Source organism: Grimontia hollisae CIP 101886 (assembly GCF_000176515.1).
GTDB lineage: Bacteria > Pseudomonadota > Gammaproteobacteria > Enterobacterales > Vibrionaceae > Enterovibrio > Enterovibrio hollisae.
In genome coordinates, this window is record NZ_ADAQ01000011.1 from 742,849 (window position 1) to 758,316 (window position 15,468).

At 50.5% G+C, this 15,468-nt stretch carries 12 protein-coding genes; 3 read left to right on the forward strand and 9 right to left on the reverse strand.

Features of this window, described 5'->3' with window-relative positions; translation table 11 throughout:
* Positions 1-6 precede the first annotated feature (6 nt).
* The gene (gene rlmE / locus VHA_RS09685; RefSeq protein ID WP_005503872.1) at positions 7-636 is read right to left on the reverse strand and encodes a 23S rRNA (uridine(2552)-2'-O)-methyltransferase RlmE; all 630 of its coding nucleotides are present in this window, start codon (positions 634-636) and stop codon (positions 7-9) included.
* Positions 637-768: 132 nt separating this feature from the next.
* Between rlmE and yhbY the strand changes: the two genes are divergently transcribed.
* Positions 769-1,065, forward strand: coding sequence for a ribosome assembly RNA-binding protein YhbY (yhbY, locus tag VHA_RS09690; protein WP_005503873.1), 297 nt, complete (start codon positions 769-771; stop codon positions 1,063-1,065).
* Positions 1,066-1,144: 79 nt separating this feature from the next.
* Here yhbY and greA read toward each other — a convergent pair whose 3' ends face one another.
* Positions 1,145-1,618, reverse strand: coding sequence for a transcription elongation factor GreA (gene greA, locus VHA_RS09695; RefSeq protein ID WP_005503874.1), 474 nt, complete (start codon positions 1,616-1,618; stop codon positions 1,145-1,147).
* A gap of 476 nt (positions 1,619-2,094) precedes the next feature.
* On the opposite strand from greA, the gene VHA_RS09700 reads away from it, so the two are divergent.
* Together VHA_RS09700 and dacB are read left to right on the forward strand one after the other, a co-directional pair.
* On the forward strand, positions 2,095-3,084 hold the full coding sequence (locus VHA_RS09700) for a porin (RefSeq protein ID WP_005503875.1): 990 nt from the start codon (positions 2,095-2,097) through the stop codon (positions 3,082-3,084).
* Between the two features lie 101 nt (positions 3,085-3,185).
* The gene (dacB, locus tag VHA_RS09705) at positions 3,186-4,601 is read left to right on the forward strand and encodes a serine-type D-Ala-D-Ala carboxypeptidase (protein ID WP_005503876.1); all 1,416 of its coding nucleotides are present in this window, start codon (positions 3,186-3,188) and stop codon (positions 4,599-4,601) included.
* 110 nt (positions 4,602-4,711) lie between these two features.
* Here dacB and carB read toward each other — a convergent pair whose 3' ends face one another.
* The 7 genes from carB to ileS form a co-directional block, all read right to left on the reverse strand.
* Entirely contained in the window at positions 4,712-7,945 is a 3,234-nt protein-coding gene (carB, locus tag VHA_RS09710) for a carbamoyl-phosphate synthase large subunit (protein ID WP_005503877.1), read from the reverse strand.
* A 16-nt stretch (positions 7,946-7,961) separates the two neighbouring features.
* Complete coding sequence (carA, locus tag VHA_RS09715; RefSeq protein ID WP_005503878.1) at positions 7,962-9,101, reverse strand: glutamine-hydrolyzing carbamoyl-phosphate synthase small subunit; 1,140 nt, start codon at positions 9,099-9,101, stop codon at positions 7,962-7,964.
* Positions 9,102-9,614: 513 nt separating this feature from the next.
* Positions 9,615-10,421, reverse strand: a complete 807-nt coding sequence (dapB, locus tag VHA_RS09720; protein ID WP_005503879.1) for a 4-hydroxy-tetrahydrodipicolinate reductase — start codon at positions 10,419-10,421, stop codon at positions 9,615-9,617.
* 150 nt (positions 10,422-10,571) lie between these two features.
* The gene (gene ispH, locus VHA_RS09725) at positions 10,572-11,516 is read right to left on the reverse strand and encodes a 4-hydroxy-3-methylbut-2-enyl diphosphate reductase (RefSeq protein ID WP_005503880.1); all 945 of its coding nucleotides are present in this window, start codon (positions 11,514-11,516) and stop codon (positions 10,572-10,574) included.
* An 11-nt stretch (positions 11,517-11,527) separates the two neighbouring features.
* Positions 11,528-11,959 carry an FKBP-type peptidyl-prolyl cis-trans isomerase gene (gene fkpB, locus VHA_RS09730; protein ID WP_005503883.1) on the reverse strand — a complete coding sequence of 144 codons (432 nt, stop codon included), beginning with the start codon at positions 11,957-11,959 and terminating at the stop codon, positions 11,528-11,530.
* A 136-nt stretch (positions 11,960-12,095) separates the two neighbouring features.
* Complete coding sequence (gene lspA, locus VHA_RS09735; RefSeq protein WP_005503884.1) at positions 12,096-12,608, reverse strand: signal peptidase II; 513 nt, start codon at positions 12,606-12,608, stop codon at positions 12,096-12,098.
* Positions 12,609-12,630: 22 nt separating this feature from the next.
* Entirely contained in the window at positions 12,631-15,459 is a 2,829-nt protein-coding gene (ileS, locus tag VHA_RS09740) for an isoleucine--tRNA ligase (protein WP_005503885.1), read from the reverse strand.
* Between the last annotated feature and the right edge of the window lie 9 nt (positions 15,460-15,468).

Here is a 15,468-nt window from a genome sequence, read left to right on the forward strand (position 1 = left end):
AGAGTACTACAGTTTATACCCTGTAGCCACAATGTAGACCTCACGCGAGCGTGCACGGGAGGAATCAGGTTTGCGGATTTTAACCGCTTTGAACATCTTACGCACTTCAGCCAGGTACTGATCAAAGCCTTCGCCCTGGAAAACTTTGACAATAAAGGAACCGTTGGGTGCTAGCACTTCACGACACATGTCCAATGCCAGCTCAACGAGGTACATGGCACGTGCCTGATCGGAAACCAGATTGCCGCTCATATTGGGTGCCATGTCTGACATCACCACATCCACCATGTCTGGCTGGATACGGTCAAGCAACGCATTCAGCACCGCCTCTTCACGAAAATCACCTTGCAGGAATGCGACACCGGGAAGCGAGTCCATGGGTAGAATATCACAGGCAATCACCTGTCCACTATCACCGACTTGCTCTGCGGCGTATTGAGACCAGCCTCCTGGCGCGGCCCCCAAGTCCACCACCGTCATACCTGGCTTTAGCAGTTTATCCTTACCTTGTATCTCTTCGAGCTTAAAAATAGCTCGCGAACGAAAGCCTTTTTTCTGGGCTTCCTGAACATATTTATCATCAAAATGTTCTTTCAACCAGCGACTAGAGCTCGCTGAGTGTTTCTTTTTGCTCATGTTTTACCTGACCCACAACACCGCCGAAAATGTCTTACGGCGAATCTCAGGGGGATATTTGTTCAGTTTGAATAGAGATGGCGGTAGAATGTCACGTTTTCAACCCCGATAAAACAATAAATCGAGTCATCAATGAATCTAAGCACAAAACAAAAGCAGTATCTGAAAGGCCTTGCGCACAACCTGAAACCGGTTGTTCTTATGGGGGCAAATGGCCTGACAGAAGCCGTGCTTGCAGAGATTGAAATCGCTCTCGATCATCACGAATTAATCAAGGTGAAAGTGGCATCAGAAGATCGCGACACTAAGAACCTGATTGTAGAGGCAATCGTTCGTGAAACGAAGGCGGAGAAAGTACAGGTTATCGGCAAGATCCTGGTACTTTACCGCCAAAGCGAAGAGCGCAAAATCGAATTGCCACGCAAGTAAAAAAGGCCGCTGAGCGGCCTTTTTTATCCTTGGTGACTGTAACAATCGCTAACATTTTTGTTGAAACAGACATCCATCATCAAATGTATTTGACGCTCTCGATTTCAAACTCTTTGACGCCGCCCGGTACAGTGATCGCCACTTCATCACCTTCTTCTTTACCAATAAGGCCACGTGCAATGGGTGAGTTGACGGAAATCAGGTTCTTTTTGAAATCCGCTTCATCATCGCCCACGATTTGGTATGTTACCTCTTCGTCAGTGTGACAATCGATAAGCGTGACGGTTGCACCGAAAATCACTTTTCCATTGTTTGGCATCTTTGCAATATCGATCACCTGAGCCACAGAAAGCTTGTATTCAATGTCACGAATCTGCGCTTCGCAAATGCCTTGCTCTTCGCGGGCTGCATGATATTCAGCATTTTCTTTAAGGTCACCAAGCTCTCGTGCTTCTGCAATTGCTTGTGTAATGAGCGGACGGCGTTTTAACAGGCGGTCCAGCTCATCTCTAAGCAGCTGCTCGCCACGCACAGTCATTGGTACTTTATCCATAAATGACATTACCTCTGTGACCAAAACCATAGGTTTTGGCAAAAACAAAGCCACGCCCAGACAAAGCTTGAGCGCAGCAGACGAATAAGTTTCACCCCAGTGTAAACAAGTTATCCGTTTAGATCATCAACGAATTCATTCTGACGAAATACCTTCCTACTTCCTTATTACGACAACCATATTCCCAAAAACATTTCTCCAACGCAAATCACACAAACCAAAGAATGCAGGGATATTTTTATTACCACTAAACATAAAAATTTATAAAAACACCACCACTTACGGAACTTCAGCAAAAAAACTTATCACTATGTTTTGAAAAGAAAAAAGAACACATAGAAACATAAAAAACACCGTTTTCTACTTGTTTTTTGATTGTTTTACTAACAGTAAGAAATCGGTAGCGGTTACAAACAAGACATCGCGACGTTTGGAGACAACGTCCCGACACTCACATTCATATAAAGGACAACGTAATGAACAAAAAGTTGATTGCTCTTGCGGTAGCGGCAGTAGCGTCTACCTCTGTATCTGCTGCTGAAATCTTTAACGATGGCACTTCATCTCTGGCTATCGGTGGCCGTGCTGAAGCACGTGCAGCTATCAAAGACGGTGATGTGAATGACAACAGCCGTGTTCGTCTGAATGTTATGGGTACTACCCAAATCGCAGAAGGCGCATACGGTATTGGTTTCTTTGAACAAGAGTTCACCACTAACGATGCTGTTCCTGATGGTGAAAAAGATGAGACTCGTTACCTGTTTGCAGGTATTGGCTCTGACTACGGCTTGGTTACCTACGGTAAAAACGATGGCTCTCTGGGTGTAATCACTGACTTTACCGATATCATGGCTTACCACGGTAACGGTGCAGGCGCTAAAATCGCAGTTGCCGACCGTACTGATAACAACTTAGGTTACATGGGCGAGTTTGGTGGCCTGACCGTTAAAGCCAACTATGTATTTGATACTGTGAGCGAAGGCATTAACAACACAGTTCGTACTGATCGTGTTGGCGGCTACTCTGCATCTGCGATCTATAACTTTGATTTTGGCCTGGCACTGGGTTTGGGTTACGCTGACCAAGGTAAAAACGACATTGACGCAGAAAGCCAGGCAATGGCTGCTGCATCTTACACTGTAGGTGATTTCTACTTTGCAGGTCTGTTCGCAGATGGCGAATTCGGCCAAGGTGTATATCATACAGAAACAGCTGGCTTTGAATTGGCAGCAGCTTACACCATGAACCAAACTAAGTTCACTGCTACCTACAACTATCAGGAAGCAGAAATGGCAGGTATCAAGTATGATACAGTCGATCAAATCGCAATCGATGCGACTCACTTCTTCAACGACAACTTCCGTGCCTACGCGTCTTACAACTTCAACCTGCTTGACGAAAAAGACGTAGCACACAAACTTGATGCTGAAGACGAACTGGTATTCGGTCTGCGTTACGACTTCTAATTCCCTGTTAAGCTAAAAACTTAATAAGGATCCGAAAACGCCTACCTCTGTGTAGGCGTTTTTTGTACCATACTGGATCGGCCTTCTTTCTCGGAGACACCATGGTGCAAGTGCTTATTTTCTTCTTGTTGCTGCCTCTCTCTTTTGCCACCAGCGCAGTGCCACTCAATAAAATCGAAGCTATGCTCCCGGCAGGCAGTCAATTAGCGTTATCGGTGTATGATGCCAGTGCACGTGCAAAGATTGTCTCGGTAGACGATGATATCCTGTTACCCCCTGCCAGTACCCAAAAAGTGGTCACGGCACTGGCTGCGACGCTTTCTTTACCACCAGATTTCACCTTTGATACCACCCTGGGGCAGGTTGGCCAGGATCTGGTGTTCACCTTCAGTGGAGACCCAACCCTGACCCGCAACGACATACGCCTTCTGATCAGCGCCTTAAAAGCCAAAGGTATCCAACATATTCGTGGCGATATTTGGTTGGATGGCAGCATATTCAGTGGCCATGAACGTGCCGTCGGCTGGCCGTGGGATATTCTGGGCGTGTGCTACAGCGCCCCTTCCAGCGCGATTGCCTTGGAGCGAAACTGTGTTCAGGGCGCAATCTACAGCGAAAAAAACCAGCCACATACCCGGGTGTTCGTCCCTGAACACCAACCTGTTAAGGTCACCACTGACGCCATGGCGGTCACCCAATCACAACAGGAACAAAGCCTGTGTGACTTGGAATTGCATTATGACAGTAACAATCACTATCAGCTCAGCGGTTGTCTGGCCCACCGCAGTACCCCTCTTCCGCTTAAGTTTGCTATCCAGAATCCACAAAAATATGTGCAGGATATCCTTCAGGCTGAACTTAAAACCGCCGCCATTATCGTTGACGGAAAAATAAAAACCGGATCGCCTACAGGAACGCGCACACTTCTGGCAAAACACCGATCCGACAACCGCGATGCCCTACTGGAAACCATGCTGAAACGCTCGGACAACCTGATTGCCGATAACCTGCTGAAAATAATTGGCCACCGCTATTACAACCAACCGGGGACCTTTGCCAATGGAGCAGCGGCAATAAAAGCCATTTTGCTGGAGAAAACAGGCATAGATTTGACCCATGCAGTGATTGTGGATGGTTCAGGGCTGTCGCGGAATAACCGCATGACAGCGTCCCAGTTGATGGACGTACTCCAATATGTTTATGCTCATCCCCAACTTGGCCTGCTTGCTATGCTGCCGGTTTCGGGCGTTGATGGCACATTGAAGTACCGTGCCAGCGTCCGTCATGCGCCGCTTAAACAAAGGCTAATCGCCAAAACCGGCTCGCTGTATGGCAGTTACAACCTTGCCGGCGTATTAAAAAACGATCTCGGGAAGGATCTGCTGGTCGTGCAACTGGTCACTAACTACCACATACCGGAAACCGAAGATCGGCCAGACAATGTCGCCAGCCCAATCACACAGTTTGAAAGGGAGTTGTATCAGGCACTTTTGACATCAAGCCTCACCATGCGTTAAGGCGTTACAGCATCAGTAAAAAACCCGCCACGGAGGCGGGTAATGAGGCTATCTGAACGGCCGGTTTCCTACTAACTCATTGAGTTATTTTTACCAGACACAGTTATTGATTAGCTACCGTATTTCTTTGCCACGCGGGCGTGCAGCTCCTGAACGGAGTTTACTTTCGACAGATCTGCGGCCGCGTGCGCCATACAGGTTGCAAATGCCGCGTTCAGCGTGGTGGTGTAATTCACCTTCTCTGCCAGTGCACCACGGCGCAGGACTTTTGAGTCCTCAATCGCCTGACGGCCTTCCGTGGTGTTGATGATGTAGCTGTATTCGCCATTCTTAATACGGTCAAGAATATGCGGACGACCTTCATGCACCTTGTTCACTAGACGCGGGTTAATGCCTGCTTCACCCAGCACTACCGCCGTACCGTGAGTTGCATCCAGCTCAAAGCCGAGCTTGATAAGCTTGGCTGCGAGATCGACCACACGTTGCTTGTCGTTGTTACGCACAGACAACAGTGCACGACCTTGCTCGGTGTAGGTTTTACCACAGCCCAGATCGGCTTTTGCAAACGCTTCTGCAAAGGTATCGCCCACACCCATCACTTCGCCAGTTGAACGCATTTCAGGGCCAAGCAGTGGGTCAACGCCCGGAAACTTGTTAAATGGCAGCACCACTTCTTTCACAGAGTAGTAAGGAGGAATGATTTCCTGGGTGAAACCTTGTGACTCCAGAGACTGACCTGCCATTACGCGTGCTGCGATTTTCGCCAGTGGTGCGCCTGTCGCTTTCGACACGAAAGGTACAGTACGCGCTGCACGTGGGTTGACCTCAATCAGGTACACTTCACCGTCTTTCACGGCAAACTGGGTATTCATCAGGCCACGGACGCCAAGCTCAAAAGCCAGCTTCTCAACCTGACGGCGCATTTCGTCCTGAATGTCCTGACTCAGGGTGTACGCAGGCAGGGAACATGCCGAGTCACCGGAGTGAACACCCGCTTGCTCGATGTGCTCCATGATACCGCCAATCACCACACGCTCGCCGTCGCAAATCGCATCAACATCAACTTCCGTTGCGTCATCCAGGAAGCGATCCAGCAAAACCGGGGATTCGTTCGAAACACTCACCGCCTCATTGAAATAGCGGCGCAGGTCGCTTTCGTCGTAGACGATTTCCATGGCGCGGCCACCCAGCACATAGGACGGGCGCACCACCAGTGGATAGCCAATTTCGCGTGCTTTTTCTACTGCCTGTTCCAGCGCTGTTACTGTGGCGTTTGCGGGTTGTTTCAGGCCCAGACGTTCAACAGCGGCCTGAAAGCGCTCACGGTCTTCCGCGCGGTCAATCGCATCCGGGCTGGTACCAATGATAGGCACACCGGCCGCTTCCAGTGCTCGTGCCAGTTTCAGTGGCGTCTGGCCGCCATACTGGACAATAACCCCTTTGGGCTTTTCAACCCGTGCGATAGCCAGTACATCTTCCAACGTGACTGGTTCAAAGTACAGACGGTCAGAGGTGTCGTAGTCTGTGGAAACCGTTTCAGGGTTACAGTTAACCATGATGGTTTCATAGCCGTCTTCACGCAGCGCCAGCGATGCATGAACACAGCAGTAGTCAAACTCGATACCCTGACCAATACGGTTTGGACCGCCACCCAGCACCATGATCTTCTCTTTGTCTGACGGGTTCGCTTCACACTCTTCATCATACGTAGAGTACATGTACGCGGTATCAGAGGAGAATTCTGCCGCACAGGTATCCACACGCTTGTAGACAGGGTGGATATCGAACTGGTCGCGCAGTTTGCGGATTTCTCCCTCGCCCACACCCAACAACTTGCTCAGGCGTGCATCAGAGAAACCTTTACGCTTGAGTTTGCGCAGTACCTTGGCATTTAAGCCTGCAAAGCCGCCTTCTTTGACTTCGGCTTCCAGCTTCACAATCTCTTCGATTTGAACCAAGAACCAGCGGTCGATGTTGGTCAGCTTGAACACACCATCCACAGACATGCCTGCGCGGAATGCGTCCGCGACATACCAGATACGCTCTGCACCGGCATCTTTCAGCTCATGGCGGATTTTGGTCAGTGCATCCGGCGCATCCAGATCCACCATTTCGTCGAAACCGGTCGCACCCACTTCGAGACCACGCAAGGCTTTTTGCAGCGATTCCTGCTGGTTACGGCCAATCGCCATCACCTCACCCACAGATTTCATCTGGGTGGTCAGTCGATCATTAGCGCCAGCAAATTTTTCGAAGTTAAAGCGTGGGATTTTGGTCACCACGTAATCGATAGTCGGTTCAAACGACGCTGGCGTTGCGCCGCCCGTGATGTCGTTCATCAGCTCATCAAGGGTGAAACCGACTGCCAGTTTTGCTGCCACTTTTGCGATCGGGAAGCCGGTTGCTTTCGACGCCAAGGCAGAAGAGCGCGACACGCGCGGGTTCATTTCGATGATAACCATACGGCCATCTTTCGGGTTGATACCGAATTGCACGTTAGAGCCACCGGTTTCTACGCCGATTTCACGCAGCACTGCCAGCGAGGCATTACGCATCAGTTGGTATTCTTTGTCAGTCAGGGTTTGCGCTGGCGCAACGGTGATGGAGTCACCGGTGTGGATGCCCATGGCATCGACGTTTTCGATAGAGCAGACGATAATGCAGTTGTCGTTCTTATCACGAACCACTTCCATTTCGTACTCTTTCCAACCGATCAGGGATTCGTCAATCAGCAGTTCGTTGGTCGGTGAAAGATCCAGTCCGCGGCGGCAGATTTCATCAAACTCTTCTTTGTTATAGGCGATACCGCCACCGGTGCCTCCCATGGTGAAAGAAGGACGGATAATACAAGGGAAGCCGACCATATCGAGGACGTTATATGCCTCTTCCATGCTTTTTGCCGTACCAGCACGGGGACATTCCAGGCCGATAGACTTCATGGCTTTATCAAAACGTGAACGGTCCTCCGCTTTGTCAATCGCATCCGCGGTTGCACCAATCATTTCCACGCCGAATTCAGCCAGTACGCCGTGTTTTTCCAGATCCAATGCACAGTTCAGTGCCGTCTGGCCCCCCATGGTCGGCAGCACTGCATCCGGACGTTCTTTGGCGATAATGTTGCGGACCACTTCCCACTGGATAGGCTCGATGTAGGTCGCATCAGCCATTTCCGGGTCGGTCATGATGGTTGCAGGGTTAGAGTTCACCAGAATGACACGGTAGCCTTCTTCACGCAGCGCTTTACACGCTTGTGCACCTGAATAGTCGAACTCACACGCCTGACCGATAACAATCGGGCCTGCGCCAAGGATAAGAATACTTTGGATATCTGTACGTTTTGGCATTCTCTGCTACTCCGGATTACGCGCTGTGTTTCTTGATCAGTTCAATAAAGTGGTCGAAAAGCGGTGCTGCATCATGCGGCCCCGGACTCGCTTCAGGGTGTCCCTGGAAGCTGAAAGCAGGCTTGTCCGTGCGGTGGATACCTTGCAATGAGCCGTCGAACAGAGATTTGTGCGTCGCGCGCAGATTTGTAGGAAGCGTTTCTTCATCTACAGCAAAACCATGGTTTTGGCTGGTGATCATCACCACATTGCGGTCCAGATCTTTTACTGGGTGGTTGGCACCGTGATGGCCGAACTTCATTTTGACTGTCTTAGCGCCGCTTGCCAGTGCCAGAATCTGGTGACCCAGACAGATGCCAAAAATCGGCAGGCCTTTGTCCAGGAACACTTTGGTCGCTTCAATCGCGTAGGTACAGGGCTCCGGGTCGCCAGGGCCATTTGACAGGAACACACCGTCCGGGTTCATTGCCAGCACATCTTCAGCAGGCGTCTGTGCAGGCACAACCGTCAGACGGCAGCCTCGGTCAACCAGCATGCGCAGGATATTGCGCTTAGCACCAAAATCGTACGCCACCACATGATATGGCAGCTCGCTGTCGTCTTTTGCTTCTGGCAAGCCGCCTTCCAGCGTCCATGAGCCTTGTTTCCACTCATAGGCTTCAGCGGTGGTCACCTCTTTCGCCAGATCCATGCCTTTCAGACCCGGAAACTCTTTTGCTTTTGCCAGTGCCAGCGCTTCATCGATATTGTCACCCGCCACGATGCAACCGTTCTGTGCCCCTTTTTCGCGCAGCAGGCGGGTCAGTTTGCGGGTATCAATGTCAGCGATGCCAACGATGTTTTGGGCTTTCAGATAATCAGAAAGGGATTGCTGATTTCGGAAGTTGGAAGCGATAAGTGGGAGGTCACGGATGACCAGGCCTTGGGCGTGGATTTGGGAGGATTCTTCGTCTTCGGTATTGGTACCGGTATTGCCAATATGGGGATAAGTCAGAGTAACGATTTGCTGGGAGTAGGAAGGGTCAGTGAGAATTTCTTGGTACCCCGTCATCGAGGTATTAAAAACGACTTCACCAACAGCAGTTCCATCAGCACCGATGGATTCACCGTGGAAGACAGTCCCGTCTTCCAGGACTAAGAGCGCAGACTTGCTCAAGACAACCTCCAGATAAATAAAAATGCAAAAAAAGTATATAATTTTGCACCAAAGCTTTCCATACCTATGTCATATTCTGCTCAAGCAGATTTTTGACAAATTGCGCGCATTCTAGAGATCGAATCGTACCCTGTCAATAAGTGACTCAAAATTGAATGTTATTTATAGGCGCAAGCTGTCATTTCCTCATTCAAAGGGGTAAAAACCAGAGTTATCCCTTGAATTTGATCCTAAATAACATAAAACAGGTTATCACTTCGCCGACACCTCTATTCAAAGGTGAAGATGCGCAGTCAACTCATCGCGCAACCGTTTTACTGAAACAGTTTAACTGCACTTTTGCCCAATATAAAGCTAAAGGCGCCAAAGCAGCACTTTTATATCAATTAACTTGAGCTTTTTTTGAGGCAAATGAAGAAATAAATGAAATGAACATTCAGGAGGAAAAACTATGCAGCAGAAAACATCACACTGCATAGTTATACTGTTTTCGTCTAAAAGAAATACCGAGACTTAGAGGGAGTCCAGCGCCAGTACATCTTGCATGGTATAGAAACCGGCTTCTTTTGATGCCAGCCAGATCGCCGCACGTACAGCACCGTTGGCAAAGGTCATACGGTTAGAGGCTTTGTGGGTAATTTCCACGCGCTCACCAATATCAGCAAAAATAGCGGTATGCTCACCGACAATATCACCCGCACGAATGGTCGCAAAACCGATCTCATCACGACTGCGCTCACCGGTAATACCTTCTCGCGCGTACACAGCAACATCACTCAACTTGTTGCCCATAGCACCTGCAATTGCTTCACCCATGCCAATTGCGGTTCCTGAAGGTGCATCAACCTTGTGACGGTGGTGCGCTTCTACAATCTCGATATCGCAATAACCGCCCATTACTTTGGCTGCTTTCTCCAGCAGCTTAAACACCAGGTTCACACCTACGCTGTAGTTAGGTGCCATGACGATACCCACGTTGGTAGCAGCATCAATCTGTGCGCGCTGCGCATCAGTAAAACCTGTTGTGCCGATCACCAGACGTTTGCCATATTCACGGCATAGTTCAAGGTTAGCCAGTGTGGCAACCGGCGCAGTAAAATCAATGATGACATCAAACTGATCGGCGACTTTTGCCAGATCATCAACAATTGACACATCGCGCTTACCAATACCGGCCAGCTCCCCTGCGTCGGTACCAATCAAACTGGACTCTGGGCGTTCACTCGCGGCAGTCAATACCGCACCGTCCATCGCGTCGATAGCCTGAATAAGCTGTCGGCCCATACGACCGGCAGCACCCGCAATTGCAATGCGAACCATCTTTTTCCCCTTTTAACTTCCTGTCAACGCAGACTTTCGCTGCGAGATAACACTACTTTATCTCCACTGTACCCTTTTCAAAGCGTGATGTGAATCAACATCAAGGCATAGAAAAGGGAGCCCAGGCTCCCTCAAAAATCAAACATGGGTTCAATTTACGTGTCTCACCTGAAGTTCTTTAGGAACCTCGAAAACCATGTTCTCTTCACGGCCTTTCAGCTCTTCGACCGAGGAGCCTCCCAGCGACTCAATCCGTGCAATGATAAGGTTTACCAGCTCTTCCGGCGCTGATGCCCCTGCCGTCACACCCACTTTGGTTTTACCTTCAAACCACTCCGGCTTCACATCTTCGGCACAATCAGTGAGATAACCGGGCGTTCCCAGCTTTTCACTCAACTCGCGCAAGCGGTTTGAGTTTGAGCTGTTTTTCGAACCGACCACCACCAGCACATCACACTGCGTCGCCAGATCGCGTACCGCATCCTGACGGTTTTGAGTCGCATAGCAAATGTCATCTTTGCGCGGCCCCTGAATATCAGGAAAGACCTTACGCAGTGTTTCAATCACTTCTGCGGTTTCATCTACCGATAAGGTCGTCTGGCTGACAAAGTGGAGGTTCGATGGGTCTTTCACGTTCAGTTTGTAGACGTCTTCCGGCTTTTCAACCAGATACATGCCACCGGTTTCGCTGGCGTATTGCCCCATGGTCCCTTCCACTTCCGGGTGACCGGCATGGCCAATCAGTACCACTTCCATATTCCGGCGGCTCGCCCGGGCCACCTCCATATGGACTTTGGTGACCAGCGGACAGGTGGCATCAAAGACAGTCAGTTTGCGCGCCTTCGCTTCATTGCGAACGGCCTGGGAGACGCCATGCGCCGAAAAAATCACGATGCTGTCATCCGGCACTTCATTCAGTTCTTCAACAAAAACGGCACCACGTGCTTTCAGTCCTTCCACTACAAAACGGTTATGCACCACTTCGTGACGGACATAAATAGGTGGCTGGTATAACTCCAGGGCACGTTCAACGATACTGATCGCGCGATCAACACCAGCACAGAACCCACGGGGGTTAGCGAGCATGATTTTCATGGGGTAGCCTTTTAAGCAACACTGACAATTTCAACATCAAAGATAACACGGTGGCCCGCTAGCGGGTGATTGAAATCCACGGTGACCGATTCTCCTGTCACGTCGGTGATCAAGCCAGGGATCTCCTGACCACCCGGGCCCGAAAACGCAATAATAGTGCCTTCCTCGGCAGGCGCATCGCCGGCAAACATGCGCCTGTCCATGTGCTGGACGTTGTCTGGATTAGGGTGACCAAATGCATCTTCCGGTTCCAGCGTAAAACTGGCGGCTTCACCTTCTTTTAAACCGAGCAGACATTTTTCAAAGTTCGGTGTCAGGCTGCCATCTCCCATCACCAGCTTGGCAGGTTTACCTGACGTTTTGGTACTGTCTGCCACCGAACCGTCTTCGAGTTTAATGGTGAAATGCATGATCACTTCACTGTTGGCGCTAATTTGCGACATTGGCTCACATCCTATGTTATCGGGCGGATTCGCCCCAAATCCCCAAATATATTTGGGTTATCACGTTTTTTATACGACTTGGCGCCGACCACAGAGCAGCCAGCGCCAAATTTTTATTTATCGTGCTGAAGGGGGTTTATTCCGCTTCAGCCTGCGGCTTTTTTGAGGCAATCACGCTTTCCAACACAATCAACCCCGCTCCCACCACGATCGCGGTATCGGCAAGGTTGAACGCCGGCCAGTGGTTGCTCCCGAGATAAAAGTCGAGAAAATCGACCACAAAACCATGCACCAGGCGATCAAACAGATTGCCAATCGCACCGCCAATCACCAACGCATAGGCAATGTTCAGGATCCGGTTACTGGCAGGCGTTGAACGCATCCAGTACATCAGCAAGCCTGATACACTCAGGGCAATGATGGCAAAAAACCAGCGCTGCCAGCCGCCAGCATCACTCAGAAAACTGAATGCGGCACCATAATTATGGACATACAGCAGGTTAAAAAACGGCAATATCTCGATGCGGTTTGGCCAGCCATACCCCATCGTATTCATCACCAGCAATTTACTGCCGATATCCAGCACGAACACCAGAAGCGCCAGCCACAGCCAGCGCAGTCCTGATTGTTTCGCTGTCAGATCTTTCATCCAGCTTTCCTATCGTTGCTCATTACGCGAACTGGCGCGTTTCGCCTTCGCCATCGATGTTGCTCACGCAACGGCCACAAATGGTTTTGTGACCATCGATGGTGCCCACATCTGCAACATGGTGCCAGCAACGCTCGCACTTCTCAGCGCCAGACTTGGCAACAGCAACAGACAAGCCATCAACATCGGTTGCTACCGCCACTTCCGGTGCACTGTCAGTCGCAACAACGTCGGCTTTCGAGGTCAGCAGCACGAAGCGAAGCTCATTGCCCATTGCCTGCAGTTTGGCTGCAAACTCAGGTTTGGCATAAAGCGTCACTTCTGCTTCCAGTGAACCACCGATGGTCTTTTCGTTACGCGCTGATTCCAGCACCTTATTCACTGCACCACGTACGCGAAGCAATTCAGCCCAGAATGCGTTGTTCAGTTGTTCGTCTTCGCCGAGACCGAACAGACCGTCATACCACACTTCAGTGAACACGAACTTGTTGCGCTTGCCTGGCATTTCATTCCAGATTTCATCCGCCGTAAACGACATGATTGGCGCCATCCAGCGAACCAGTGCTTCTACGATATGGAACAGTGCGGTCTGGCAGCTTCGGTGTGCATGGGCACCTGCTTTTGCGGTGTACTGACGATCTTTGATGATGTCGAGATAGAACGAGCCCATCTCTACCGAACAGAACTGCATCAGGCGCTGTGTCACTGCGTGGAAGTTGCATTCATCGTATGCTTTGATGATCTCTTCCTGTGCTTCCAGCGCTTTGCCGACTGCCCAGCGGTCTGCTACCACCAGATCTTCTGCTGCCACCAGATCCGTTTCCGGATTGAACCCGTTCAGGTTTGCCAGCAGGAAACGTGCAGTGTTGCGGATACGGCGGTATGCATCAGCGCTGCGCTTGAGAATTTCATCAGAAACGGTCATCTCACCGGTGTAGTCAGTCGATGCTACCCACAGGCGCAGGATGTCACCACCCAGCTTGTTCATCACGTCCTGAGGCGAAATCACGTTACCGATAGATTTCGACATCTTGCGACCCTGACCATCAACTGTGAAGCCGTGGGTCAGAACCTGCTTGTACGGTGCATGGTTTTTAATCGCTACCGATGTCATCAGGGACGACTGGAACCAGCCACGGTGTTGGTCAGAACCTTCCAGATACATGTCTGCTTCCTGACCGGCAAACTCTTCACGCTGATTAACCACTGCGTAGTGCGTCGCACCAGAGTCAAACCATACATCCAGGGTATCCAGCACTTTCTCGTAATTTGCCGCTTCTGCGCCAAGCAGCTCTTCGGGATCGAGATCCCACCACGCCTGGATGCCGGATTGCTCCACTTTCTGTGCTACTTTTTCAATCAGCTCAACCGTGTCAGGATGCAATTCTGCCGTTTCTTTGTGAACGAACAGAGCAATAGGCACACCCCAGGTACGCTGACGGGAGATACACCAGTCAGGACGGCCTTCCACCATCGCTTCAATGCGGTTTTGGCCCCACTCAGGGATCCATTGTACGTTTTTGATCTCTTCCAGCGCCTTGGCACGCAGGCCTGCTTTCTCCATCGAGATAAACCACTGCGGAGTTGCTCGGAAGATGATGGGCGTTTTATGGCGCCAACAATGTGGGTAACTGTGCTCATAAGCGTGGTAGTGCAACAACGCATCGTGTGCTTTCAGCACGTCCACAACATTGTCGTTGGCTTTCAGCACGTGTTGGCCAGCAAACAATTCGGTGTCTGGCAGATAAACACCGTTGCTACCTACAGGGTTCGCCACTTCAAGGTTGTATTTCTGGCCAACCGCGAAGTCTTCCTGACCATGGCCAGGTGCGGTGTGAACCACACCGGTACCGGATTCGGTCGTCACGTGATCGCCCAGGATCACAGGAACATCGAAGCTGTAGAATGGATGGTGAAAGCGCAGCAGTTCCAGCGCGTCACCTTTACAGAAGCCGAGGTTATGGAAGTGCTCAATACCGGCACGGTCCATCACATCTTTCGCTAACTCTGATGCCATAATCAAGCGGCGTGGTGTGTCACCTTCGACCTGAACCAGTACGTACTCCAGATGATCAGACACAGCGACAGCGCGGTTAGCCGGCAAGGTCCAAGGCGTGGTGGTCCAGATAACGATAGACACATCACCCTGGCCTTCATGGCCTTCTTTCAGGTTGAATTTAGACAGCACCGCCGCCTCATCAACCGCGCGGAACATCACGTCAATCGATGGCGATACCTTGTTATAGTACTCCACCTCGGCCTCTGCCAGCGCAGAACCACAGTCTGTACACCAGTGAACAGGCTTGAAGCCTTTGTGCAGGTGGCCATTACCGGCGATTTTGCCCAGTGCACGGATGATGTTGGCTTCAGTGTCGAAGTCCATGGTCAGGTATGGCTTGTCCCATTCACCCAGTACACCCAGGCGTTTAAAGTCCGCCTTCTGGCCTTCAACTTGCTGCGCTGCGTACTCACGGCATTTTTTGCGAAATTCAGCCGCGGACACTTTCTGACCTGGCTTGCCAACTTTTTTCTCAACCATCAGTTCAATAGGCAGGCCGTGACAGTCCCAACCGGGTACGTAGGGTGCGTCGAAGTCCGAAAGGGTTTTGGACTTGATAATAATGTCTTTAAGAATTTTGTTTACGGAGTGACCAATATGAATATTGCCGTTTGCATACGGAGGGCCGTCATGCAGGATGAAAGATTTTTTGCCTTTCTTCGCTTTACGGATTTCACCGTAAAGATCTTCGTCATACCAGCGCTTGAGCATCTGTGGCTCACGCTGTGCAAGATTACCTCGCATCGGAAACGCGGTTTCCGGCAGGTTTAAGGTATCTTTAAAGTCACTCATTGATTGTTC